Below are 19,327 nucleotides of genomic sequence, written 5' to 3'. Positions count from 1 at the left end.
ATCTCGTTTTTATTTTTTTTATTCTTATTTCTTACTTAATCTCAGTACTAAAAGGAAACAGCAACTGCACACCTTTTTTCTGTGATAATCGTTTTACTTCTTTTAGTAGCTTGTAGTTTTCTTCTCCAAGTTCTTCGGCTAAAATGGTTTCTTTGGCTTTTGTTAAACCAAAGGCTTCAAAAATTTCATCTAAATTCTTTTCAAATACTGGGAATTCTTTCAATTTATAATCTTCAATTTCGGCAGCTTCGGCAGCATATTTTAGTGCCAAATCAAGACCACCTAACTCATCTACCAAACCATGTTGTAAAGCATCAGACCCTGTCCAAACTCTACCCTGTGCAATTTCTTCAACCTGTTCAATAGTTAAACCACGGCCGTCTGCTACTCTTTTTCTAAATATATCATAAATATCTACAACACCTTCTTTAATAAAATCATGTTGTGTTTCATTTAAAGGTTCAAAGAAACTATAGGTAACAGCATTTGCATTAGTTACAACTTGTTCCGCATTTATGCCCATATCATCAGCTAGGTTTTTAAAATTTGGTAGTGTTCCGAATACCCCAATACTCCCTGTAATGGTTGTAGGCTCAGATATGATTTTATCAGCGTTCGCAGCGATATAATAGCCACCGGAAGCTGCTAAATTACCCATAGACACAATTACGGGTTTTACCTTTTTGGTCAGTTCAATCTCCCGCCAAATGAGTTCGCTAGCCAAGGCACTTCCTCCAGGAGAATTGATACGCAATACAATGGCCTTAATTTTCTTGTCTTCTCTAGCTTTTTGAAAAGATTCATTTATAGTGATATGACCCACAACACCTGCTTTTCCTTCGCCATAAATAATATCGCCTTCAGCATAAATTACTGCTATTTTGTTGTCGCTAGATTTTGCTTTAAATTTTGATGCAACATATCTGGCATAGTCTTCGATGGTCACAACCTCTAAATCTTTATCGTTTGCAATACCTACTGCGTTTTTTAAACCGACAACGTACTCATCATGATAGGCAATTTTATCAATTAAATTTGAGGTCATCGCTAATTTTGGAGTCCTTGCTAATAAACTATCTGCAATAATATCCAATCTTTCAACAGCAATAGTTCTGCTCTGGCCTACTTCTTTCTTTATTTCTGTCCAAAGCCCGTTTAAATAAGCTGCAATTTGCTCGCGGTTATTATCACTCATTTCATTTTCTAGAAATGGTTCTACCGCACTTTTGTATTTACCATGACGAATCACTTCCATTTTAACACCCGATTTTTCCTGAAAATCTTTAAAATACAAACGCTCTGTATATAGTCCTTTAAACTCCATCATCCCAACCGGATTGATAAAAATAGTATCTGCAACCGAATTTAAATAGTAATCTTTTTGTGTGTAAATATCGCCGTAAGACACGATAAACTTTCCAGACTCCTTAAAGTGCAATAAAGCATCACGCAACGCTTTGGTCTGTGATATTCCAGCACTTATAAAATTATTATCGATAGAAATGCCTTTTATTTTATCATCAGTTTCAGCATATTTAATCGCATCAATTAAATTGAACAGTCCGTTTTTATTGTCTTCATTTAAAAAAGGATACTCTTTAAACACCGTTTTTCCTGCATAATCGTTTATTGGAAAATCTAATTTTAATTCTAAAACCGAATTCGATTTCACATGAACAACATCATCTGAACCTCCTCCAAGTGCAGAACCTACAACACCTACAACAAACAGCAACAAAATGCAAATACCCAAAAACACAAAAATTCCCGTTACTGTGGATAATACTCTCTTTATAAAATTCATTAGTATTTAATATTTATTTATTAGTACCGAAAATGAAATATTGTTACATAAACTAGACTTATAAATTTAGGCAAATTTTCATTTCACTCTATTTTGCAAATCTAAAAAACTTAACCTAAAGAATTTATAACTTTGCGTTTTCATTTTTGACACATTTATAAAGTGATACATATTCACAAAAAGACATTACAAGACTTAGAATTCCAAACCGTTTTACAACAGGTAAGCGAACTTTGTATGACCCCATTGGGACATGCAGCGGCTTTAAAGATTCTGCCTTACAAAAGCGAAGCAGAACTCCGGCATGCCCTAAAACTAACGAATGAATATGTATCGTCTTTTTATAATGACAACCGAATCCCCAACCATGGATTTGATACAATTACTAAAGAATTACAGCTTTTAAATATTGAAAATACCTATCTGGAAGTTCACGGTCTAAAGAAAATAGTGGCGATGTCTATAACGGTAAATAGCATTGTTGTTTTTTTAAAGAAATTCGAGGAATATTATCCCGATTTAAATGCATTTGCATCTCATATTGAAGTGACCAAGGTGTTGATTGAAAAGGTTGATGCTATTGTGGACCGTTTTGGAGATATTAAGGACAACGCTTCCAACACGCTTTATGATTTACGACAGGCCATCAACAAAATAAGAGGAAAAATAAACCAGAGTTTTTCTTCTGCCTTAAACACCTACCACAATTTAGAATATTTGGATGATATTCGGGAGTCGGTGGTAGATAACAAAAGGGTTTTGGCAGTAAAATCCATGTACCGACGAAAAGTAAAAGGTGCTATAATGGGTGGTAGTAAAACTGGCAGTATTGTTTATATCGAGCCAGAAACTACGCTGCAATATTCACGAGAACTAAACAATTTAGAGTACGAGGAAAAAGAAGAAGTCATTCGGATTTTAAAGGAAGTGACCGATTTTATGCGTCCGTTTTTACCATTACTCAAAGATTATCAAGCGTTTTTAATAGATTTTGATGTGATTTCCGCGAAAGCGAAATACGCAAAATCCATGAATGGAATCTTACCAGAAATATCGGAAGACAAAAGTATGTACCTGCGAGATGCTTATCATCCATTGCTCTACTTAAATAATTTAGAACATAAAGTAAAAACATTTCCGCAGACCTTAGCACTTAAAAAAGACAGTAGAATTATTGTGATTTCAGGCCCGAATGCTGGCGGAAAAAGTATCACTTTAAAAACCGTTGGATTACTGCAAGTAATGCTACAAAGTGGCATGCTTATCCCAGTACATGAACGTAGTACGGTTTGTTTATTCGATAGAATTTTAAGTGATATTGGCGACAACCAATCTATTGAAAACCATTTAAGTACGTACAGTTACCGTTTGAAACAAATGAATTATTTTCTTCGGAAATGTAACAAAAACACCCTCTTTTTAATAGACGAATTTGGAACAGGAAGTGATCCTGAATTGGGGGGTGCTCTGGCCGAAACATTTCTGGAAGAGTTTTACCATCGGGAAGCATATGGTATTATTACAACACATTATTCAAACTTAAAAATATTGGCAACAGAGCTGCCCGATATGATAAACGCCAATATGCTGTTTGATGAACGTTCTTTAGAACCGTTATTTAAACTTGTTATCGGTCAAGCCGGAAGTAGTTTTACGTTTGAAGTGGCGCAAAAAAACGGGATTCCGTATAGCTTGATCAATCGTGCAAAAAAGAAGATTGAACGCAGTAAAGTGCGTTTTGATGCCACCATTGCTAAACTGCAAAAAGAACGTTCCAGACTTGAAAAAACGGGACAATCGTTAAAGCAAAATGAAAAGAAGAAAAGTGAAGAAGCCGATAAACTTGAAGAGATAAATGAAAAAATCCAGAAGAAGCTAGAAAGCTATCAAGAATTATATGATAGCAACCAACGCCTAATTTATCTGGGGCAAAAAGTAAACGATATTGCTGAAAAATACTTTGATAATAAACAGAAGAAAGCTTTAATGGACGAACTTTTTAAATTGGTTCAAATTGAAAACTCTAAACGTAAAAAGGTTACTGCAAAACAGAAAAAGGCAATAAAAGCCAAAGAAAATCAAGTAAAACAAGAAGCCGAAAAGAAAGTGAAAGTTATCCGAAAAAAGAAAAAAGCAGCCAAACAAAAAGCGATTGAAACACCAAAACCCAAAGCTATTTTAAGAGTTGGAGACCGAGTACGTATGGAAGATGGTCGCGCTGTTGGAAGTATAGACAAAATTGAAAAAAATAAGGCAGTCGTTAATTATGGTATGTTTACCACCAATGTCGCTTTAGATTTGTTGGAACTTGTGGAAGCGGTTAAGAAGTAGGCCGTTTGCGGCATTCAATTGGCAGTCGCAGTATCAGTATCAGTCGCAGAATTCTGAAATCAAAAATCGTTACTCGTTATTCGTAAATCAATAAACAGCCAGCACCAAGTTGTTGAATCACAACTTAAGGCACCGACTGCATTAACTATTCTAAAAAAACTATAAAATTCTATTTTCGCCTTACTGAAACTTTTGTACAAACCAAAGCTATTTTCTTAGAGCAATACACTTCGTATTTTTCATCACTTTCAATATAACCTTCGGTAAATTCCCCAAGGTATTTCCATGTTAAATCCCATAGCTCAAACTGAACCTTAACATTGTGCGCCCCACTTGGTGGTCTAGCTGTAACTGGTGGGTCATTTTTCTTAACCTTGTTCCAATTTGTATAGGCTATGGTTTCAGAGCCTTTCTTTTTATATCTAAAACGGAACCGTGCATCCTGACCAAAGTTATTATCCACAATGGCGTTGGCGTGAGATACTGTTTTTGTACTACAATCTTCGGTTTTATAATCGGTTGTATAACCCATTTTCGCAAAGGTATTGTCCTTTAAATATCTTACGGTATAAGCAATTGGCACCCCTGGATTATCTCTGCTATATACTGCATTTTCGCCCGTTATGATATGTTTTAAGGATTCGAAACCAGTTGCATTAACAGCTTCGGAAGCTACTTCGGCATTTCCGCCAATGGTTACCACGGTAATACTGGATTTCTTAAGTACTTCATCATATTCAGAATTAACGGTTCCAGAACCACTTGCTGCTCCGGTGGCATATTCTAATACCAAATCTAAATCGATAGATTTTCTCATGTCTGTAGTTTCCATTCTAAACATGATAATTCTTCCATAAGACACAGAATTCACATAAGCTGGTGGCGTTCCAGAATTTATTTTAGCTTCTACTTCATCATAAGTTACATCAGTTCCAAATACACTAGCTGGGGTTTTTGGTGTATCCATAGTTACCGTATAAAATACTTGCTTATAAACCATAGCAGCCACTCTTTTTGTTGTACTAGATTCATATTCTAATTGCGAAGCTACTGAGCCATTTGCCCATTCTATATTCAAACCTACATCTAAACTTAGTTGCTTTGAGGAATATGAAGTTTGAGCTTGATACGTAGAGTTCGAAGCATTTACATAGCCTTCTTGATAGGCATTGGCATTCCACCATTCTAACGCATTATCGATACTTGATTGTATGTTTGAATTTCTGGGATTTTCTACTACAATAGTGCCTTGATCGCCCATGCCTGGTAAATCCAGTCTTAAAGTTACCGGCGCCCTATCTAAAGTAATAGGATCTGGCATACCGTCAAGCATGCCTTGATTTCCAACGACTAGTGCCCCGGGCCATAGAATACCATTAGTTGGTCTTAATATGGCAACATCGTTAAAATTCGACTCTAAAGTGTAAAACTTGGTTTCGCATGATTGATAATAGCCTTTAACAGGATTGGTTGTAGATGGCGTTGTTTTATCTAACGTGCGTTCTGACGGTGCGCCACCAGTATCTTTTACATTTAAAAGTTTATTGGCATCGTAACTTAGGTTGGAAATTAAATCTGAAATCTCTGCAGCTTCAGGATTTACTTTTGGTCCCGAGTCTCCAACTTCATCTGTACTACATCCTATAGATGTAAATAACGTCAGCAAAAAAATTGCTTTAAAAAATGTTCTGTTTGTTAATAGCTTAGTTTTCATAAATTTCTATGTTTTTAATGATTCAACACTCCAAATCTATATACAGATGGCGCTAAAATCTAATTTTATATGTGGACAAAGCGTGGACACCATCTCTAAAAAAAAGCTTCTTTAGTTGCTGGACAAGTAAAACCAAAAATGTTGATTTTGGGTTGCAATAAATTGATTTTCAATTAATTAAATCAAATTTAAGATTCAGAAATTAATTCAAAAGCATGGACAAGCTATGGACAAAGGCTTTTCCACTCAAATTGCCTTATGTAATATGAACTGATATAATATTTAACTTAGCAGAAGCCAATCAACAAGAAAATGAAAAAAGCACTACTTTTAATAGTTTTAAGTTTTATTACTGAAACGGGGTTTTCTCAAAACACGAAACTGATTGATAGTTTAAAAACGGAACTAAAATCAAGTAAAAAAGAGGACTCTGTAAAAGTGATGATTCTTACACGACTTCATGAAAAACTTATGTTTTCTAAACCAGAGGAAGCAAAACAATATGCACTCCAAGAATTAGAGATTTCAAAAAAGATTGATTACACCAAAGGTATTGCGGTTGGAAATATGCACATTGCCGACTATTTTTCAAATAGAAACGAAAATGATTCTGCATTATATTATTACAAAATAGCTAAAGACTATTTTAACCAAGCTAGAAGCACTCGAGGGATTATATTTGTTAACCATACCCTATCTACAATAGAAAGCACCAATGGTAATCTGGATACGGCTATTGAAATTTCTAAAGAAAATATAGAACTCATCAAAAACCATGAAAAAGAAGGAGAGGCCAAAACTAAATTTATAGGTGCTCAATATAACGCATTGGCAAATATTTATATTGAAAAGGGTAATTATAAAACTGCCCTAATATATGCTTTTAAAGCTTTAAAATGTTTTGAAGAAATTAATCATGAATCTAGAAAAGCTGATGTTTTAAAGCAAATTGGAGATATAGAAAGTGGCTTAAAAAATCATGAATCTTCTATTGAATACTTCAAACAAGCACTTGAAATTTACGAACGCTTTGAGGAGACTTTTTATGCTGCATATACGCACAACTCCTTAGGTATTTCCTATCAAAATTTAAACGATTACAAAACTGCTGAAACTTATTTTGAATTAGCGGTTAAAAACGCCAAAACTGTTGAAGATAAATTAGGGATATCTAATGCGTTGCATAATCTTGGCGATATTAAACGGCTTCAAAATAAATATTCCGAAGCAAAAAAATTATTGTTTGAAGCCAAAACTATTGTAGAAGAAGAAAACCTCAAATTGGGTAAAGTAAACGTACTTCATAGTCTTTCAAAAATTGATTTTCATTTCAAAAATTATTCGGGAGCATTAAAAAAAAATCAGGAAGCGATAGAGATTTCGAAATCTTTGGGTGCCATTTCGCATCTAGCAGATTTGTACAAATACCGTTCTAAACTATTTGAAGGCTTAAATAAAAACAATGATGCATTAGAGTTTTTAAAACTGTATCAAACCATAAACGATAGCTTATTTACTACTAAAAAATCGCAACAAATTGAGGAGTTAAAAGCTATTTATGAATCTGAACAAAAGGAATCAAAAATTGCTTTCCAAAAACAGGAAATCGAGGCTTTAAGCGTGCAAGCCAAAAATGACAAACTCACAAAAACATTGTATGGTACTGGTATGATTGGGTTCCTAATAATTGCAGGTTTAATCTATTTTAGTTTTAATCAACGTATGAAAAAAAACAAAATAGAACGTGAAAAACAAGAAACTATTTTAAAACAGGAAATTGAATTCAAGAAAAAAGAATTGGCAACCCAGACGTTACATTTGGTCCAAAAGAATACGTTTATTCAAGAATTAAAAGAGAATTTAGAGCGAATTAAAAAATCCCCAGAATTATTCAAAGTAGAATTCAGGCGTTTGGTAATGCTCCTTAAAAAGGAAAGTGCCGAAGACAAAGATTGGGAAGTGTTCAAATCTTATTTTTCTGAAGTTCATAATAACTTCGACCATAAATTGAAGGCAGTTTATGAAGATATCAATGAAAAAGAAATGCGTTTAGCGTCCTATTTACGGATGAACCTTTCTACCAAAGAAATAGCATCATTGCTTAATGTATTGCCAGAGAGTGTTCTAAAAAGCAAATATCGTCTGAAAAAGAAACTGGGTTTAGACAAGGACATTGACCTGAACCAATTTTTAAGCAATCTGTAAATAATATAAAATTAACCGTCGATTTCATTTTATTGAAAACCACTTTATATATAGACAAAACATAGACAATCATAGAAAAATGGTCGATATAAAATTCATTTTCATTTTTAACCATGAAGTCAAACATTTTATTAAAAACTTAATTATCAGTTATTTATGTATCATTTAGTGGTTTTAGATTTCATTTAAGTTATAAAGCAATACGTTTTTCAATATTAAATAGTGCATTGATTTGCATTATTTTTAGTTTACCTTAGGTACTCATTCAATTCACGAAATGAATAAATTATTACTTCTTTTTCTTGTTTTAAGCTTAGGCTCTAACGCTGCGCACTGTCAACAAATCAAAAAAATTGACAGTCTGGAACACTTATTAAATTTAATACAAACGCCGAAAAAAAAGATTGAACTCTACAAAAGACTATTCAATGAAGTTAACTATAAATTGCCAAAAGAAGCAAAACGGTATTTAGATAGTTTTACTAGCATAGCAAACACATGTGATGAAGAAAAATACATTGGTCAAATAGCGCGATACACAGGGAACTATTACAAGGCTGTATCTAATTATGAAGAGGCTGCAAAGTATTATTCAAAAGCGATAGCACATTACAACAAAATTGGCAACAAAAAACAGACGCATCGAAACCTTAGATACTTAAGTCATGTACAACGGCGTCTGGGCAGGTATGAAGATGCGATGCAATCTGCGATGCGTTCTTTAAAGGAAAAAGAATTAATTGGTATGGATAGTCTAGATCTAGCAGTAGATTATATTACGGTTGGAAACATTCATGGAGAACTTAAAAATTATAAACTATCCAATACATACTTTAAAAAAGCCATAGCTGTTTATACCTTAAAAAATAAAAAATCGCAATTGGCAAATGCCTACATGAATGCAGGAATTAATTTTAACCGATTAAAAGAACATGATTCTGCACTAACATATTACTATAAATCCAAGTATATCTACAAGGATCTAAAAAGAGAGGAGAAACTGCCGCTTCTATATATAAACATTGGAGTAGCACATTCAAGGACTAAAAATAGTGACTCCGCAGAATACTACTACAAAAAAGCTTTGGCTTTAAGTGAAAAATTTAACTTGATAGCAAATATCTCATTATCTTCCAACAACCTAGGTTATCTAGAACGAAAAAAAGGAAATCATAAAAAAGCCATAGCTTATTTTACACGTGCTTTAAAAATAGCTGAAAAAAGCAAAATGCAGAGACGCATTGCACTAAGTTCTAAAAACATATCCAGTTCTTATGCTGCATTAAATAATTACCCAAAGGCTTATGAATTCATGAGACTTTATTCTAAAATAAACGATTCTCTTTATCCGACTGAAAGTTTGGAAAGAATCAACAAATTAGAAGTGCAATATCAAACCGAAAAGAAAGAAACCGAACTACTGATAAAAAACAATGAGATTAAATCTTTAAACCAAAAGATAGAGATAGGTAATTTAACAAAAATAGCGTTTGCAATTGGAATGTTTTCATGTATTGCTATTGCAGCTTTGCTATACTTCGGATTTAAACAACGTATCAAGAAGAATAAAATTGAACGTGAAAAACAGCAGACTATTTTAAAACAGGAAATAGAATTCAAGAAAAAAGAGTTAGCATCGCAAACTTTACATTTGGTTCAAAAGAATACGTTTATTCAAGAATTAAAAGTGAACCTAGAAAAAATTAAAAAGTCTCCAGAATTATTTAAAGTAGAATTCAGACGTTTGGTAATGCTCCTGAAAAAAGAAAGTGCAGAAGATAAAGATTGGGAAGTGTTCAAATCTTATTTTTCTGAAGTTCACAACAACTTCGACCATAAGCTGAAGGCAGTTTATGAAGATATCAACGAGAAAGAAATGCGTTTAGCATCCTATTTGCGGATGAACCTTTCTACCAAAGAAATAGCATCATTGCTTAACGTATTGCCAGAAAGTGTTTTAAAAAGCAAATATCGCTTGAAAAAGAAACTAGGTTTAGACAAGGACATCGACCTCAACCAATTTTTAAGTGATTTGTAAAGTGGTATCTTTGCAGTATGACTTTTGGAGTACCTGCAAATAAAAAATTAATACTTTTTGATGGGGTCTGTAACCTCTGTAACAACTCTGTGCAATATGTTATAAAACATGATAAAAACAACCTGTTTTTATTTACAGCATTGCAAAGTGAGGTTGGGCAAAAAATTATTGAGCATTACAATATAGACACTTCAAAAACAGATTCCATCCTGTTGTACACGCCCGAAAAAGGTATTGAACAAAAAAGTACCGCAGCTTTAGAAGTAGCTTCAAAACTGGGGTTTCCCAGAAACTTGATGCGTATTTTTTTTATCATCCCGCCTTTTATTCGCAATTGGGTTTACAATTTTATTGCGAAGAATCGTTATAAATGGTATGGCAAAAAAGAGGCTTGTATGATTCCTACACCTGACTTAAAAAGTAAGTTTTTGGAGTAATTATCTTTTTTAAAATGTTTAGCAAATGATATTAAATCTCAAAATGCTTTCATAAAACTCAATCGGTTGATTACATTTGAGACATAATTTATGAATACAAAAGAAATGAAAAAATAGATGCTTTTCAATTCCATCGATTTTGCAATATTTTTGCCAATAGTTTTCTCCATGTATTGGTTGATAAAGAATTATAAACTTCAGAATTTATTAATAATTCTAGCTAGTTATATATTTTACGGCTGGTGGGATTGGAGGTTTTTATCCTTGATAATTTTTAGCACCTTAGTTGACTATTTCGTTGGACTAAAAATTTCAAAAGAAAAGAATGAAGTCAATCGAAAATTTTTTCTTTGGGGAAGTATTCTAGTAAACCTCGGATTTCTTGGTTTTTTTAAATATTACAATTTCTTTATCGATAATTTCACAACCGCATTTTCCTTTTTTGGAAGCAACATAAGCCCTACGTCGTTAAACATTATTCTTCCCGTTGGAATTAGTTTTTACACCTTTCAAACGTTAAGCTACACGATAGATGTTTACAAAAACAAAATAAAACCTACGGAAGATTTTTTTGCCTTTGCAGCATTCGTCAGCTTTTTTCCGCAATTAGTGGCTGGGCCTATTGAAAGGGCCAGCAATCTTTTACCGCAATTTTACAAAAAGAGATCCTTTAAGTATGATAAAGCTGTTGATGGTATGCGGCAAATTCTATGGGGATTGTTTAAAAAAATTGTTATTGCCGATAATTGTGCCCAACTAGCTAACGAGATATTCCAAAACCACTCAGATTTAAATGGGAGCACATTGGTGTTAGGCGCACTATTTTTTACATTTCAAATTTATGGGGATTTTTCTGGATATTCTGATATCGCAATAGGAACTGCGCGCTTATTCGGTTTCAATTTAATGCAAAATTTTGCATTTCCTTATTTCTCTAGAGACATTGGGGAATTTTGGCGAAGGTGGCATATTTCGCTTTCGTCCTGGTTTAGAGACTATGTGTATATTCCACTTGGAGGAAGCAGGGGCGGCACTTGGGTCACTATTAGAAATATATTCATAATTTTTCTTGTGAGTGCTTTTTGGCATGGTGCAAATTGGACATTTTTGGCTTGGGGCTTTTTAAATGCATGTTATTTTTTACCATTAATGTTAACACAAAATAATCGAAAAAATTTAAATACTGTAGCACAAGGAAACATATTTCCTACAATCGTAGAATTATTTCAAATGGGACTGACATTTTGTTTGACTGCTTTTGCTTGGATATTTTTTAGATCTGAAAATATAACAGAAGCATTAAAGTACACCGGTAAGATATTTTCAAAATCACTTTTTGAGTTTCCTGATCATTTTGGTGGCATTTCTGCTTTAACAACCTTAATTATTATTTGCTGTTTTATGCTTGTTGAATGGTTTGGGCGAGAACAAAAATACGCTATTGAAAAATTAGGTGGTACATGGAAACCTATATTTAGATATGCCACATACTATGCCATTGTTTTTGTAATTCTATGGTTTGGTGGAGAAGAACAAAAATTTATTTATTTTCAATTTTAGGAGTCGTATGAAAAAATTTATTTTGAAAACAACTCTACTGCTGCTACCTTTCCTCATTGGTTTTCTTGTCCTAGAAATCATTTTAAGACAAATTCCAAACGATTATAAATTCAAAGCTTCTTATTTAGACCAAAATGCGAGTAAGATAGAATGTTTAATTCTGGGAAGTTCCCATAGTTTTTTTGGTGCAAACCCTGCTTATTTTTCAAAAAACACGTTCAACGCAAGTCATGTTTCACAATCAATAGATTACGATTATGAAATATTGAAAACATACAGTCATAAGTTTAAAAAATTGAACACAATATACCTCCCAATGTCATCTTTTACACTTTATGAAAAGCTTAAGAATATTGATGAATATTGGAGATGCAAAATGTATTACAGGTCTTATGGCATAAAAAAAGATTTCACTACCAAAGATTATTTTGAAAGTACAGGGGATTTAAAAATAAATATTACTAAAGCAACCGACTATGTATTTAAAAAGAAAGATAATAGAATATCCTCTAAATTAGGTTGGGCAAAAACATACAAATCTGAAAACGCTAAAGATTTAATTGAGACTGGGAAAATTGCGGCTCAAAGACACTATTATGATATAGGCTCTCAGACATCTAAATTAGAGTTTATTGACAATAAAACAATTTTAAAAGACATCATTAAGTGGAGCAAGTTAAAAGACATAAACGTTGTTTTGTTTACACCTCCCGCTTATAAAAGCTATAGAGAAAACATGAACAAGGAGCAATTAGAAATGACAGTAAGAGCAGCCAACAACATTGCTAATACATTTGATAATTGCATGTATATCAATTTTATGGCAGACACTTCTTTTACCGCTAAAGATTTTTATGATGCCGATCATTTATCAGAAATAGGCGCAAAAAAACTGTCCGGAAAATTAAATGCAATACATAATCCCTAAACAAACATCAATCCCAAATTTGTAATGATAGTGATAATGTTAAAAATTAAGCTAAAACACATTCACACAAAACCTCACCTACCCAAAAATTTCTATAAAAAATCATATCTTTGCGCTAGATTTTTAGCAGCATGATTTACAGATTTAGAGTTATTTTAGACAACGATACAGAAGAAGATATCTTCCGAGATTTAGAAATTCGTGAAACAGATACTTTAGAAGATTTACACAATATTGTTACCCAGTCTTTTGGATTTGATGGTGCAGAAATGGCATCTTTCTACATAAGTAATGATACTTGGGATCAAGGTGAAGAAATATCTTTATTCGATTTAAGCGAAGACAATTCTGCCCGCTTAATGAACGAAACCGCAATTAACGATGTGGTGCATGAAATGCAAACAAAATTAATTTATGTTTATGATTTTATGAGCATGTGGCTATTTTATGTGGAGCTTGCAGAAATTGTTGATGAAACCGAAGGACACGATTATCCCAACTTGATGTTCGTTCAAGGACAAGTTCCAGACGAAGCTCCCGAACGCCTATTTGAAGCCGACGCAGACGGTGACTTTAACGAGTTTGAAGACGATCTTGATGTTGAAGATTACGACAGTTTAGACTTTGATGAAAACTGGAATTAAACCACTTTAAGGTTTCATTTTTAAAGGATTTACGCTTTCGTAATTATTCTTCAAAAATTCTAAAGCACGCTTTAATATCTCGCCCATAGATTTACATTTTTTAAATTTTTTATCTAGCGCATAATCATATATTTTCATCTTTAATTCATCTATGTTTTCGGGCTTAGAAATGGTATCATCAACCATGCAATCCAAAAGTTCCCCAATACGATCGTTAAAACTTTTCAAGCGTTTTACTAAAATTGAACGTTCTTCTATTTTATACTGATCTATGGATAATTTATGAAAACTAGTAGAAACCAATTCTACCATTTTTAAATTTTCCTTAAAAAATTGTGGACGGTAGATATTAAATTTCCCTTCGTAAGATTGTTGGTCAAAATCTATAGCACGTATTTTATACACCACATGGTCAAAATCATGGGTGGGCACAATCACGTAATTATAAGATCTCATATCTCCCAAAAGCCGAATCATACAGCGTTCGTTAAACTTTACAAACTCTTTGGCTATTTGAGCTTTTTCTGCCTTGGTACAATTTGGCAACATATCTTTAATAAAAACATCACCGGGCACTCCTGCAATATGCTCTTCAATAAGCGTTGTATTACTCACCAAAAAATTCAAATTATAAGGCGACAACATATGCTCCAATTCTAATCCATAAATACGGGACGCATCGGCAGTTTTCACATAAAAGTAGGTGTAATTATCATTCAGGATATTCCTTATCTTTATTCTGAAAGGTTTAGAATTTCCGAATGTGCAGTAGTCTATGGCATCTACATTCAGAAAAGAAAAAATACTTTCGGTACCATCAGAATGTAAAATGGCATATACTTTTTTAAGTGCCAAATCTATTTCCTGTCTATCAAATTCGCTATAGTAAACCCTTATCCAAAGCGTATCGTTGTCATCTTTATCATAGACTTCTATTGCGCCTTGAAAACGCAATAAATCGTCATAATAAATAGGAATCTCTATATTTCTGTTATATTCAGAAAGATAAGCGTCCAACTTATCTGAAATTGGGTACGATGGTTTTTTCTTCGAAATTTTTAAATCTTGCATACTTCAAATTTAAGGTTTTCTTAGGATTAATGTAACAAAATTACCGCACCTTCGTCTTAACATTATAACTAATCACTAAACTGAACTTATTTCGGTATAAAATTATTGCGTTTGGAACCTATTCTAACAATTAACAATCTTACCAAAAAATTTGGCCATTTAACCGCCGTAAAAGACTTAACATTCACAATACATAAAGGTAATATATATGGTATTTTAGGGCCTAACGGTAGCGGAAAATCCACAACTCTGGGCATTGTATTAAATGTTGTAAACAAAACTGCTGGGGATTTTAAGTGGTTTGACGGCAATACAACTACCCACGATGCGCTAAAAAAAGTAGGTGCTATTATTGAGAGACCTAATTTTTACCCTTATATGACGGCTGCCCAAAACCTAAAATTGGTGTGCAAAATAAAAGGTGTTGCTTATAGTAAAATTGATGAAAAACTAGAAATAGTTGGACTTCACGACCGAAAGGACAGTAAATTCAGAACTTTTTCTTTAGGCATGAAACAGCGTTTGGCCATTGCTTCTGCACTATTGAACGATCCAGAAATTTTAATTTTAGACGAACCTACAAATGGTTTAGACCCCCAAGGCATTCATCAAATTAGGGAGATCATAAAAGATATTGCCAACAAGGGCACCACTATTTTATTGGCTTCGCATTTATTGGATGAAGTCGAAAAAGTGTGTTCGCATGTGGTGGTGTTAAGAAAAGGTGTGAAATTGTATTCTGGTCGTGTTGACGAAATGATTTCGAGTCACGGTTTCTTCGAATTAAAATGTAACAATCAGGAAAAATTGATTGCTGCATTAAATGACAATCCTGTTTTTGGAAAAATTAAAACTGAAGGCGATTTAGTGACCGCTTTTTTAAATGAACCTTTAGCTTCGGAAGATTTTAACAAACAGCTTTTTGAAAAGGGGATTATTTTAACGCATTTGGTACAGCGTAAGGAAAGTCTTGAAGAACAATTTTTGCAACTAACCGACAACCAATAACCCACTATCCATGCTACGTCTTTTAAATTTAGAATTACAAAAGTTATTGCTTAATAAAACAAGCAAAGTACTCATATTTATATCGTTTGTATTACCACTTTGTATCATACTACTTTCCTCTTTTAAAATACCCTTTTTTGGTTATTTTACCATAGAATTGGGGGAATGGGGTGTTTTTAACTTCCCGCTGATTTGGCACTTGGTAACTTATTTTGCTGCACATTTTAAATTGTTTTTTGCCATTGTAGTTGTAAGCATGATTGGAAATGAATACAGCAATAAAACCATAAAGCAAAACCTAATTGATGGATTGAGCAAAAAAGAGTTCATCCTTTCAAAATTTTATACCATTGTATTTTTCTCGTTCGTATCTACCATAATCATTTTCATATTAAGCTTATGTATTGGCCTATACTATTCAAGCTATAATGAATTTGGAATTATCTTTAGAGAAACAGAATTTTTATTTGCTTACTTTATAAAGCTCATTGGTTTTTTTAGTTTATGTCTTTTATTGGGAATGTTGGTAAAAAGGTCTGCTTTTGCTCTAGCATTTTTATTTATTTTATTCCTTTTAGAGTGGATATTGTATGGTATTCTATGGAAAATCAGTACAGAAGAAATAGCGACAAAGATTCAAAATTTCTTTCCGTTAAAATCAATTTACAAATTAATTGATGTGCCGTTTTTAAGAATAGCAGCTTCAAAAGCCCCTGATAACAAAGAGTTTATACACGATTACGCAGTACATTGGTATGAAATAACAATCGTTCTAGCTTGGACTGTCCTATTCATCTTTTTATCCTATCGATTATTAAAAAAGCGAGATTTGTGATATCTTTGATAGCATTGCTAATTAAAGATGAAAAAGATTGCAGTATTCGTATTTCTATGGGGAATTACCCTTAGTGTATCTGCCCAAAAACAAGCCGCTAATTGGTATTTTGGGGAGCATGCGGGTCTGAAATTTGATTTAGACACTAATAGCATTACAACCCCTCTTGACGGACAACTTAGTACCAGAGAAGGTTGTGCAAGCATATCGGACGAAAATGGCAATTTATTATTCTATACCGATGGGCTAACTATTTGGAACAAAAACCATAATGTTATGTCCAATGGTTTTGGGTTATTTGGAGATTCCTCAAGTACACAATCTGCCATAATTGTTCCCAAACCCGAAAACCCTGATGTTTTTTATGTTTTTACGGTTGATAATTTTCTAGATGATATAAACGAAGGTTTAAACTATTCTGAGGTAAATATGAGCCTTGATAGCGGATTGGGAGCCGTTACTGTTAAAAATGTGAATCTTTTAAACATAAGCTCAGAAAAGATAACCGCAGTAATAAAGGATTGTTTAGATGGCTCTATCTGGGTGTTAACCTTTGCCTCTAAAGATGGCCTAACTGATGTTTACGACACGTATCATGCTTTTGAAGTATCAAACACGGGAATCAATACCACAGCGATAAAAACCACTTTCGGTTCGGGAATATTAGATGCCCGTGGCTATTTAAAACTATCGCCAGATGGAACTAAAGTAGCTTCTGCCCATGTAACCGATGGCTTATTTGTTTATGATTTTGATGCTTCCACAGGGAAACTTTCAAATGAAATAAACCTAAGCATAAATAGAGCGAATAATGCAGCATTTCCATATGGCGTAGAATTTTCTCCTGATAGTAATTTGCTTTATGTGAATTCATCAAATAATTTTTCTGACCGTGATGATTGGGAAAACCACAACAATCCGTCCAATCATTTTGCGGCTCTTACGCAATTTGATTTTAGAGAGGCTTTACTACAACAGTCAGAAATAACAATAGATGAACGTGAATCCTACAGAGGAGCATTACAATTGGGTCCTAATGGAAAAATCTATAGAGCGACGAGTTCCAGCTATAATAACGGATTATCTGGTTTGGGTGTCATTGAAGACCCTAACGAAATTGGCCCATCATGTAATTATAGACATAATGCCGTTAACCTTTCTCCTGCGCTTTCTTCTCAAGGGCTACCACCATTTATAGTATCTTTTTTCAACACTCAAATAGATATTATTAAAAATGGTAAAAGCACTATTAATCTTGACGTCTGCGATCAGGGCTCTTACACTTTAGAATCTGTAAACCTCCCCGGAGCTACTTATATTTGGACTTTAGATGGTAATCCATTATCTCATACCAATTTTGATTTAGAAGTAACAAAAGCAGGACATTATAAAGTATATATTGACCCTAATAATGGAGATTGCGCCATTGAAGGTCAAGCATTTGTAAATTTTAATCCCAACCCAGAAGCATTCGATCATTTAATGTTTCAATGTGATGAAGATGGCATAGTTGACGGCCTCACAGCGTTCAATCTGAAAGAAGCCGAAAATGTATTGACCGGAGGAGAAACAACCTCGACTGCCAAATTTTATCTAGACCCTGCAAGAACTAATGAAATAACAGATCCTGAGAATTTTTCGAATACTACAAATCAACAAACTATATATGTTGAAGTTATCAATGTTATTACATCTTGTACCAGTAATTCTGAGTTAATTTTAGATGTTAGCGGAACAGATTCTTTTGACACAGAAATTGCCGTTTGTGACGAAGACGGATCAGATGACGGTGTGCATGTTTTTAACTTAACAGACGCAAATAGTGCTATAGTAAACGGATTACCACCTGGATTGGACATTTCGTTTTTTAAAACTTATGATGATGCCTTGCTGGAGCAAAATGACTTAGGAGACACTTACACGAATACAACCCCAATGTCGCAAATTATTTATGCCAGGGTAGAAAATGAAAATAATTGTTATGGGATTAGCGAAGTTACGCTTACAGTACATCCCCTAGCTGATATTGAAGCTCTTAGCTCAGAATATTACTGCACAAATTTCTTTCCAAAACCAATTGCTATCAATGCGGGTTTAAATAGTACCAATATTTCTGATTATACCTATAGCTGGTCAACTGGTGATAACGGATATCAAATACAGGTAAATGCAGTTGGCAGCTATACCGTTACGGTTACTGATAACGTTACGGGTTGCTCCAATGTTGGAACAATTACCGTTGCGCCTTCCAGTATTGCTACCATAACATCCTTTAAAGTGGACGATGCAACTCAAAATAATAGTATCGTGGTTTTTGTTGAAGGCGACGGCACATACCAATACCAGCTCATTGATAATAATAAAACCATTGTCGCCCCGTTTCAAGACAGCAACTTTTTTGAAAATGTAAAACCCGGTTTTTATGAGGTAGCTGTTAGAGATATTAAAAATGATTGTGGTACAATAAAAGATAATGTTGCGGTTATAGGTTTTCCAAAATTTTTCACACCAAATAATGACGGCTATAACGATACTTGGCAAGTTTATGGGATATCAAAAGAATTTCAACCCGAAACTAAAATATCTATATATAATAGACATGGCAAGCTCATTAAAGAATTAAGTCCGCTTTCTGAGGGTTGGGACGGACTTTTTGATGGACAAAGACTCCCTTCTGATGATTATTGGTTTGTTGTAAAATTACAGGACGGAAGGATTTACAAAAATCACTTTACTTTAAAATATTAACTCT

General features: G+C 33.6%; 13 protein-coding genes. 10 read left to right on the top strand and 3 right to left on the bottom strand.

All coding sequences use genetic code 11. The features are described from left to right. Nucleotides 1-31 precede the first annotated feature (31 nt). Entirely contained in the window at nt 32-1,804 is a 1,773-nt protein-coding gene (sppA, locus tag ABXQ82_RS14655; protein WP_367061274.1) for a signal peptide peptidase SppA, read from the bottom strand. 162 nt (nt 1,805-1,966) lie between these two features. On the opposite strand from sppA, the gene ABXQ82_RS14650 reads away from it, so the two are divergent. After that, on the top strand, nt 1,967-4,135 hold the full coding sequence (locus ABXQ82_RS14650; protein WP_367061271.1) for a DNA mismatch repair protein MutS: 2,169 nt from the start codon (nt 1,967-1,969) through the stop codon (nt 4,133-4,135). A gap of 169 nt (nt 4,136-4,304) precedes the next feature. On the opposite strand, the gene ABXQ82_RS14645 is transcribed toward ABXQ82_RS14650, so the two are convergent. Continuing rightward, a complete protein-coding gene (locus ABXQ82_RS14645) occupies nt 4,305-5,849 on the bottom strand; it encodes a thiol-activated cytolysin family protein (protein ID WP_367061269.1) in 1,545 nt (514 codons plus the stop codon). 312 nt (nt 5,850-6,161) lie between these two features. On the opposite strand from ABXQ82_RS14645, the gene ABXQ82_RS14640 reads away from it, so the two are divergent. The 6 genes from ABXQ82_RS14640 (at nt 6,162) to ABXQ82_RS14615 (ending at nt 13,661) form a co-directional block, all read left to right on the top strand. Next, the gene (locus ABXQ82_RS14640; protein WP_367061266.1) at nt 6,162-8,054 is read left to right on the top strand and encodes a tetratricopeptide repeat protein; all 1,893 of its coding nucleotides are present in this window, start codon (nt 6,162-6,164) and stop codon (nt 8,052-8,054) included. Nucleotides 8,055-8,499: 445 nt separating this feature from the next. Then, nucleotides 8,500-10,092 (top strand): tetratricopeptide repeat protein, encoded by a 1,593-nt coding sequence (locus ABXQ82_RS14635; RefSeq protein WP_367061263.1) that lies wholly within the window; start codon nt 8,500-8,502, stop codon nt 10,090-10,092. A 17-nt stretch (nt 10,093-10,109) separates the two neighbouring features. Beyond that, nucleotides 10,110-10,529, top strand: a complete 420-nt coding sequence (locus tag ABXQ82_RS14630; protein WP_367061261.1) for a DCC1-like thiol-disulfide oxidoreductase family protein — start codon at nt 10,110-10,112, stop codon at nt 10,527-10,529. Nucleotides 10,530-10,646: 117 nt separating this feature from the next. Then, complete coding sequence (locus tag ABXQ82_RS14625; RefSeq protein WP_367061258.1) at nt 10,647-12,089, top strand: MBOAT family O-acyltransferase; 1,443 nt, start codon at nt 10,647-10,649, stop codon at nt 12,087-12,089. 22 nt (nt 12,090-12,111) lie between these two features. Next, nucleotides 12,112-13,017 (top strand): hypothetical protein, encoded by a 906-nt coding sequence (locus tag ABXQ82_RS14620; RefSeq protein WP_367061256.1) that lies wholly within the window; start codon nt 12,112-12,114, stop codon nt 13,015-13,017. A gap of 131 nt (nt 13,018-13,148) precedes the next feature. Then, nucleotides 13,149-13,661 (top strand): hypothetical protein, encoded by a 513-nt coding sequence (locus tag ABXQ82_RS14615; RefSeq protein ID WP_367061253.1) that lies wholly within the window; start codon nt 13,149-13,151, stop codon nt 13,659-13,661. 6 nt (nt 13,662-13,667) lie between these two features. Here the strand turns inward: ABXQ82_RS14615 and ABXQ82_RS14610 are convergent, their stop codons facing one another. Then, nucleotides 13,668-14,732: a hypothetical protein gene (locus tag ABXQ82_RS14610; protein WP_367061251.1), complete on the bottom strand. Its 1,065-nt coding sequence runs from the start codon at nt 14,730-14,732 to the stop codon at nt 13,668-13,670. A 111-nt stretch (nt 14,733-14,843) separates the two neighbouring features. Here ABXQ82_RS14610 and ABXQ82_RS14605 point away from each other — a divergent pair, with 111 nt between their 5' ends. Genes ABXQ82_RS14605 through ABXQ82_RS14595 form a run of 3 tightly spaced genes read left to right on the top strand, consistent with a single transcriptional unit; the run spans nt 14,844 to nt 19,323 of the window. Beyond that, complete coding sequence (locus ABXQ82_RS14605; protein WP_367061249.1) at nt 14,844-15,740, top strand: ATP-binding cassette domain-containing protein; 897 nt, start codon at nt 14,844-14,846, stop codon at nt 15,738-15,740. A 10-nt stretch (nt 15,741-15,750) separates the two neighbouring features. Beyond that, nucleotides 15,751-16,575 carry an ABC transporter permease subunit gene (locus tag ABXQ82_RS14600; protein WP_367061246.1) on the top strand — a complete coding sequence of 275 codons (825 nt, stop codon included), beginning with the start codon at nt 15,751-15,753 and terminating at the stop codon, nt 16,573-16,575. A 27-nt stretch (nt 16,576-16,602) separates the two neighbouring features. Beyond that, on the top strand, nt 16,603-19,323 hold the full coding sequence (locus ABXQ82_RS14595) for a T9SS type B sorting domain-containing protein (protein WP_367061243.1): 2,721 nt from the start codon (nt 16,603-16,605) through the stop codon (nt 19,321-19,323). Nucleotides 19,324-19,327 lie beyond the last annotated feature (4 nt).

It is taken from the genome of Algibacter sp. 2305UL17-15, assembly GCF_040720935.1.
Taxonomy (GTDB): domain Bacteria; phylum Bacteroidota; class Bacteroidia; order Flavobacteriales; family Flavobacteriaceae; genus Jejuia.
This window is presented reverse-complemented; position numbering and strand designations above follow the sequence as displayed.

Bases quoted from the DNA above. Each gene is read 5' to 3' on its own strand.
- ABXQ82_RS14640 (WP_367061266.1), top strand. From the start codon at position 6,162: ATGAAAAAAGCACTACTTTTAATAGTTTTAAGTTTTATTACTGAAACG.
- ABXQ82_RS14600 (WP_367061246.1), top strand. From the start codon at position 15,751: ATGCTACGTCTTTTAAATTTAGAATTACAAAAGTTATTGCTTAATAAA.
- ABXQ82_RS14630 (WP_367061261.1), top strand. From the start codon at position 10,110: ATGACTTTTGGAGTACCTGCAAATAAAAAATTAATACTTTTTGATGGG.
- ABXQ82_RS14625 (WP_367061258.1), top strand. From the start codon at position 10,647: ATGCTTTTCAATTCCATCGATTTTGCAATATTTTTGCCAATAGTTTTC.
- ABXQ82_RS14595 (WP_367061243.1), top strand. From the start codon at position 16,603: ATGAAAAAGATTGCAGTATTCGTATTTCTATGGGGAATTACCCTTAGT.
- ABXQ82_RS14615 (WP_367061253.1), top strand. From the start codon at position 13,149: ATGATTTACAGATTTAGAGTTATTTTAGACAACGATACAGAAGAAGAT.
- ABXQ82_RS14610 (WP_367061251.1), bottom strand. From the start codon at position 14,732: ATGCAAGATTTAAAAATTTCGAAGAAAAAACCATCGTACCCAATTTCA.
- ABXQ82_RS14645 (WP_367061269.1), bottom strand. From the start codon at position 5,849: ATGAAAACTAAGCTATTAACAAACAGAACATTTTTTAAAGCAATTTTT.
- sppA (WP_367061274.1), bottom strand. From the start codon at position 1,804: ATGAATTTTATAAAGAGAGTATTATCCACAGTAACGGGAATTTTTGTG.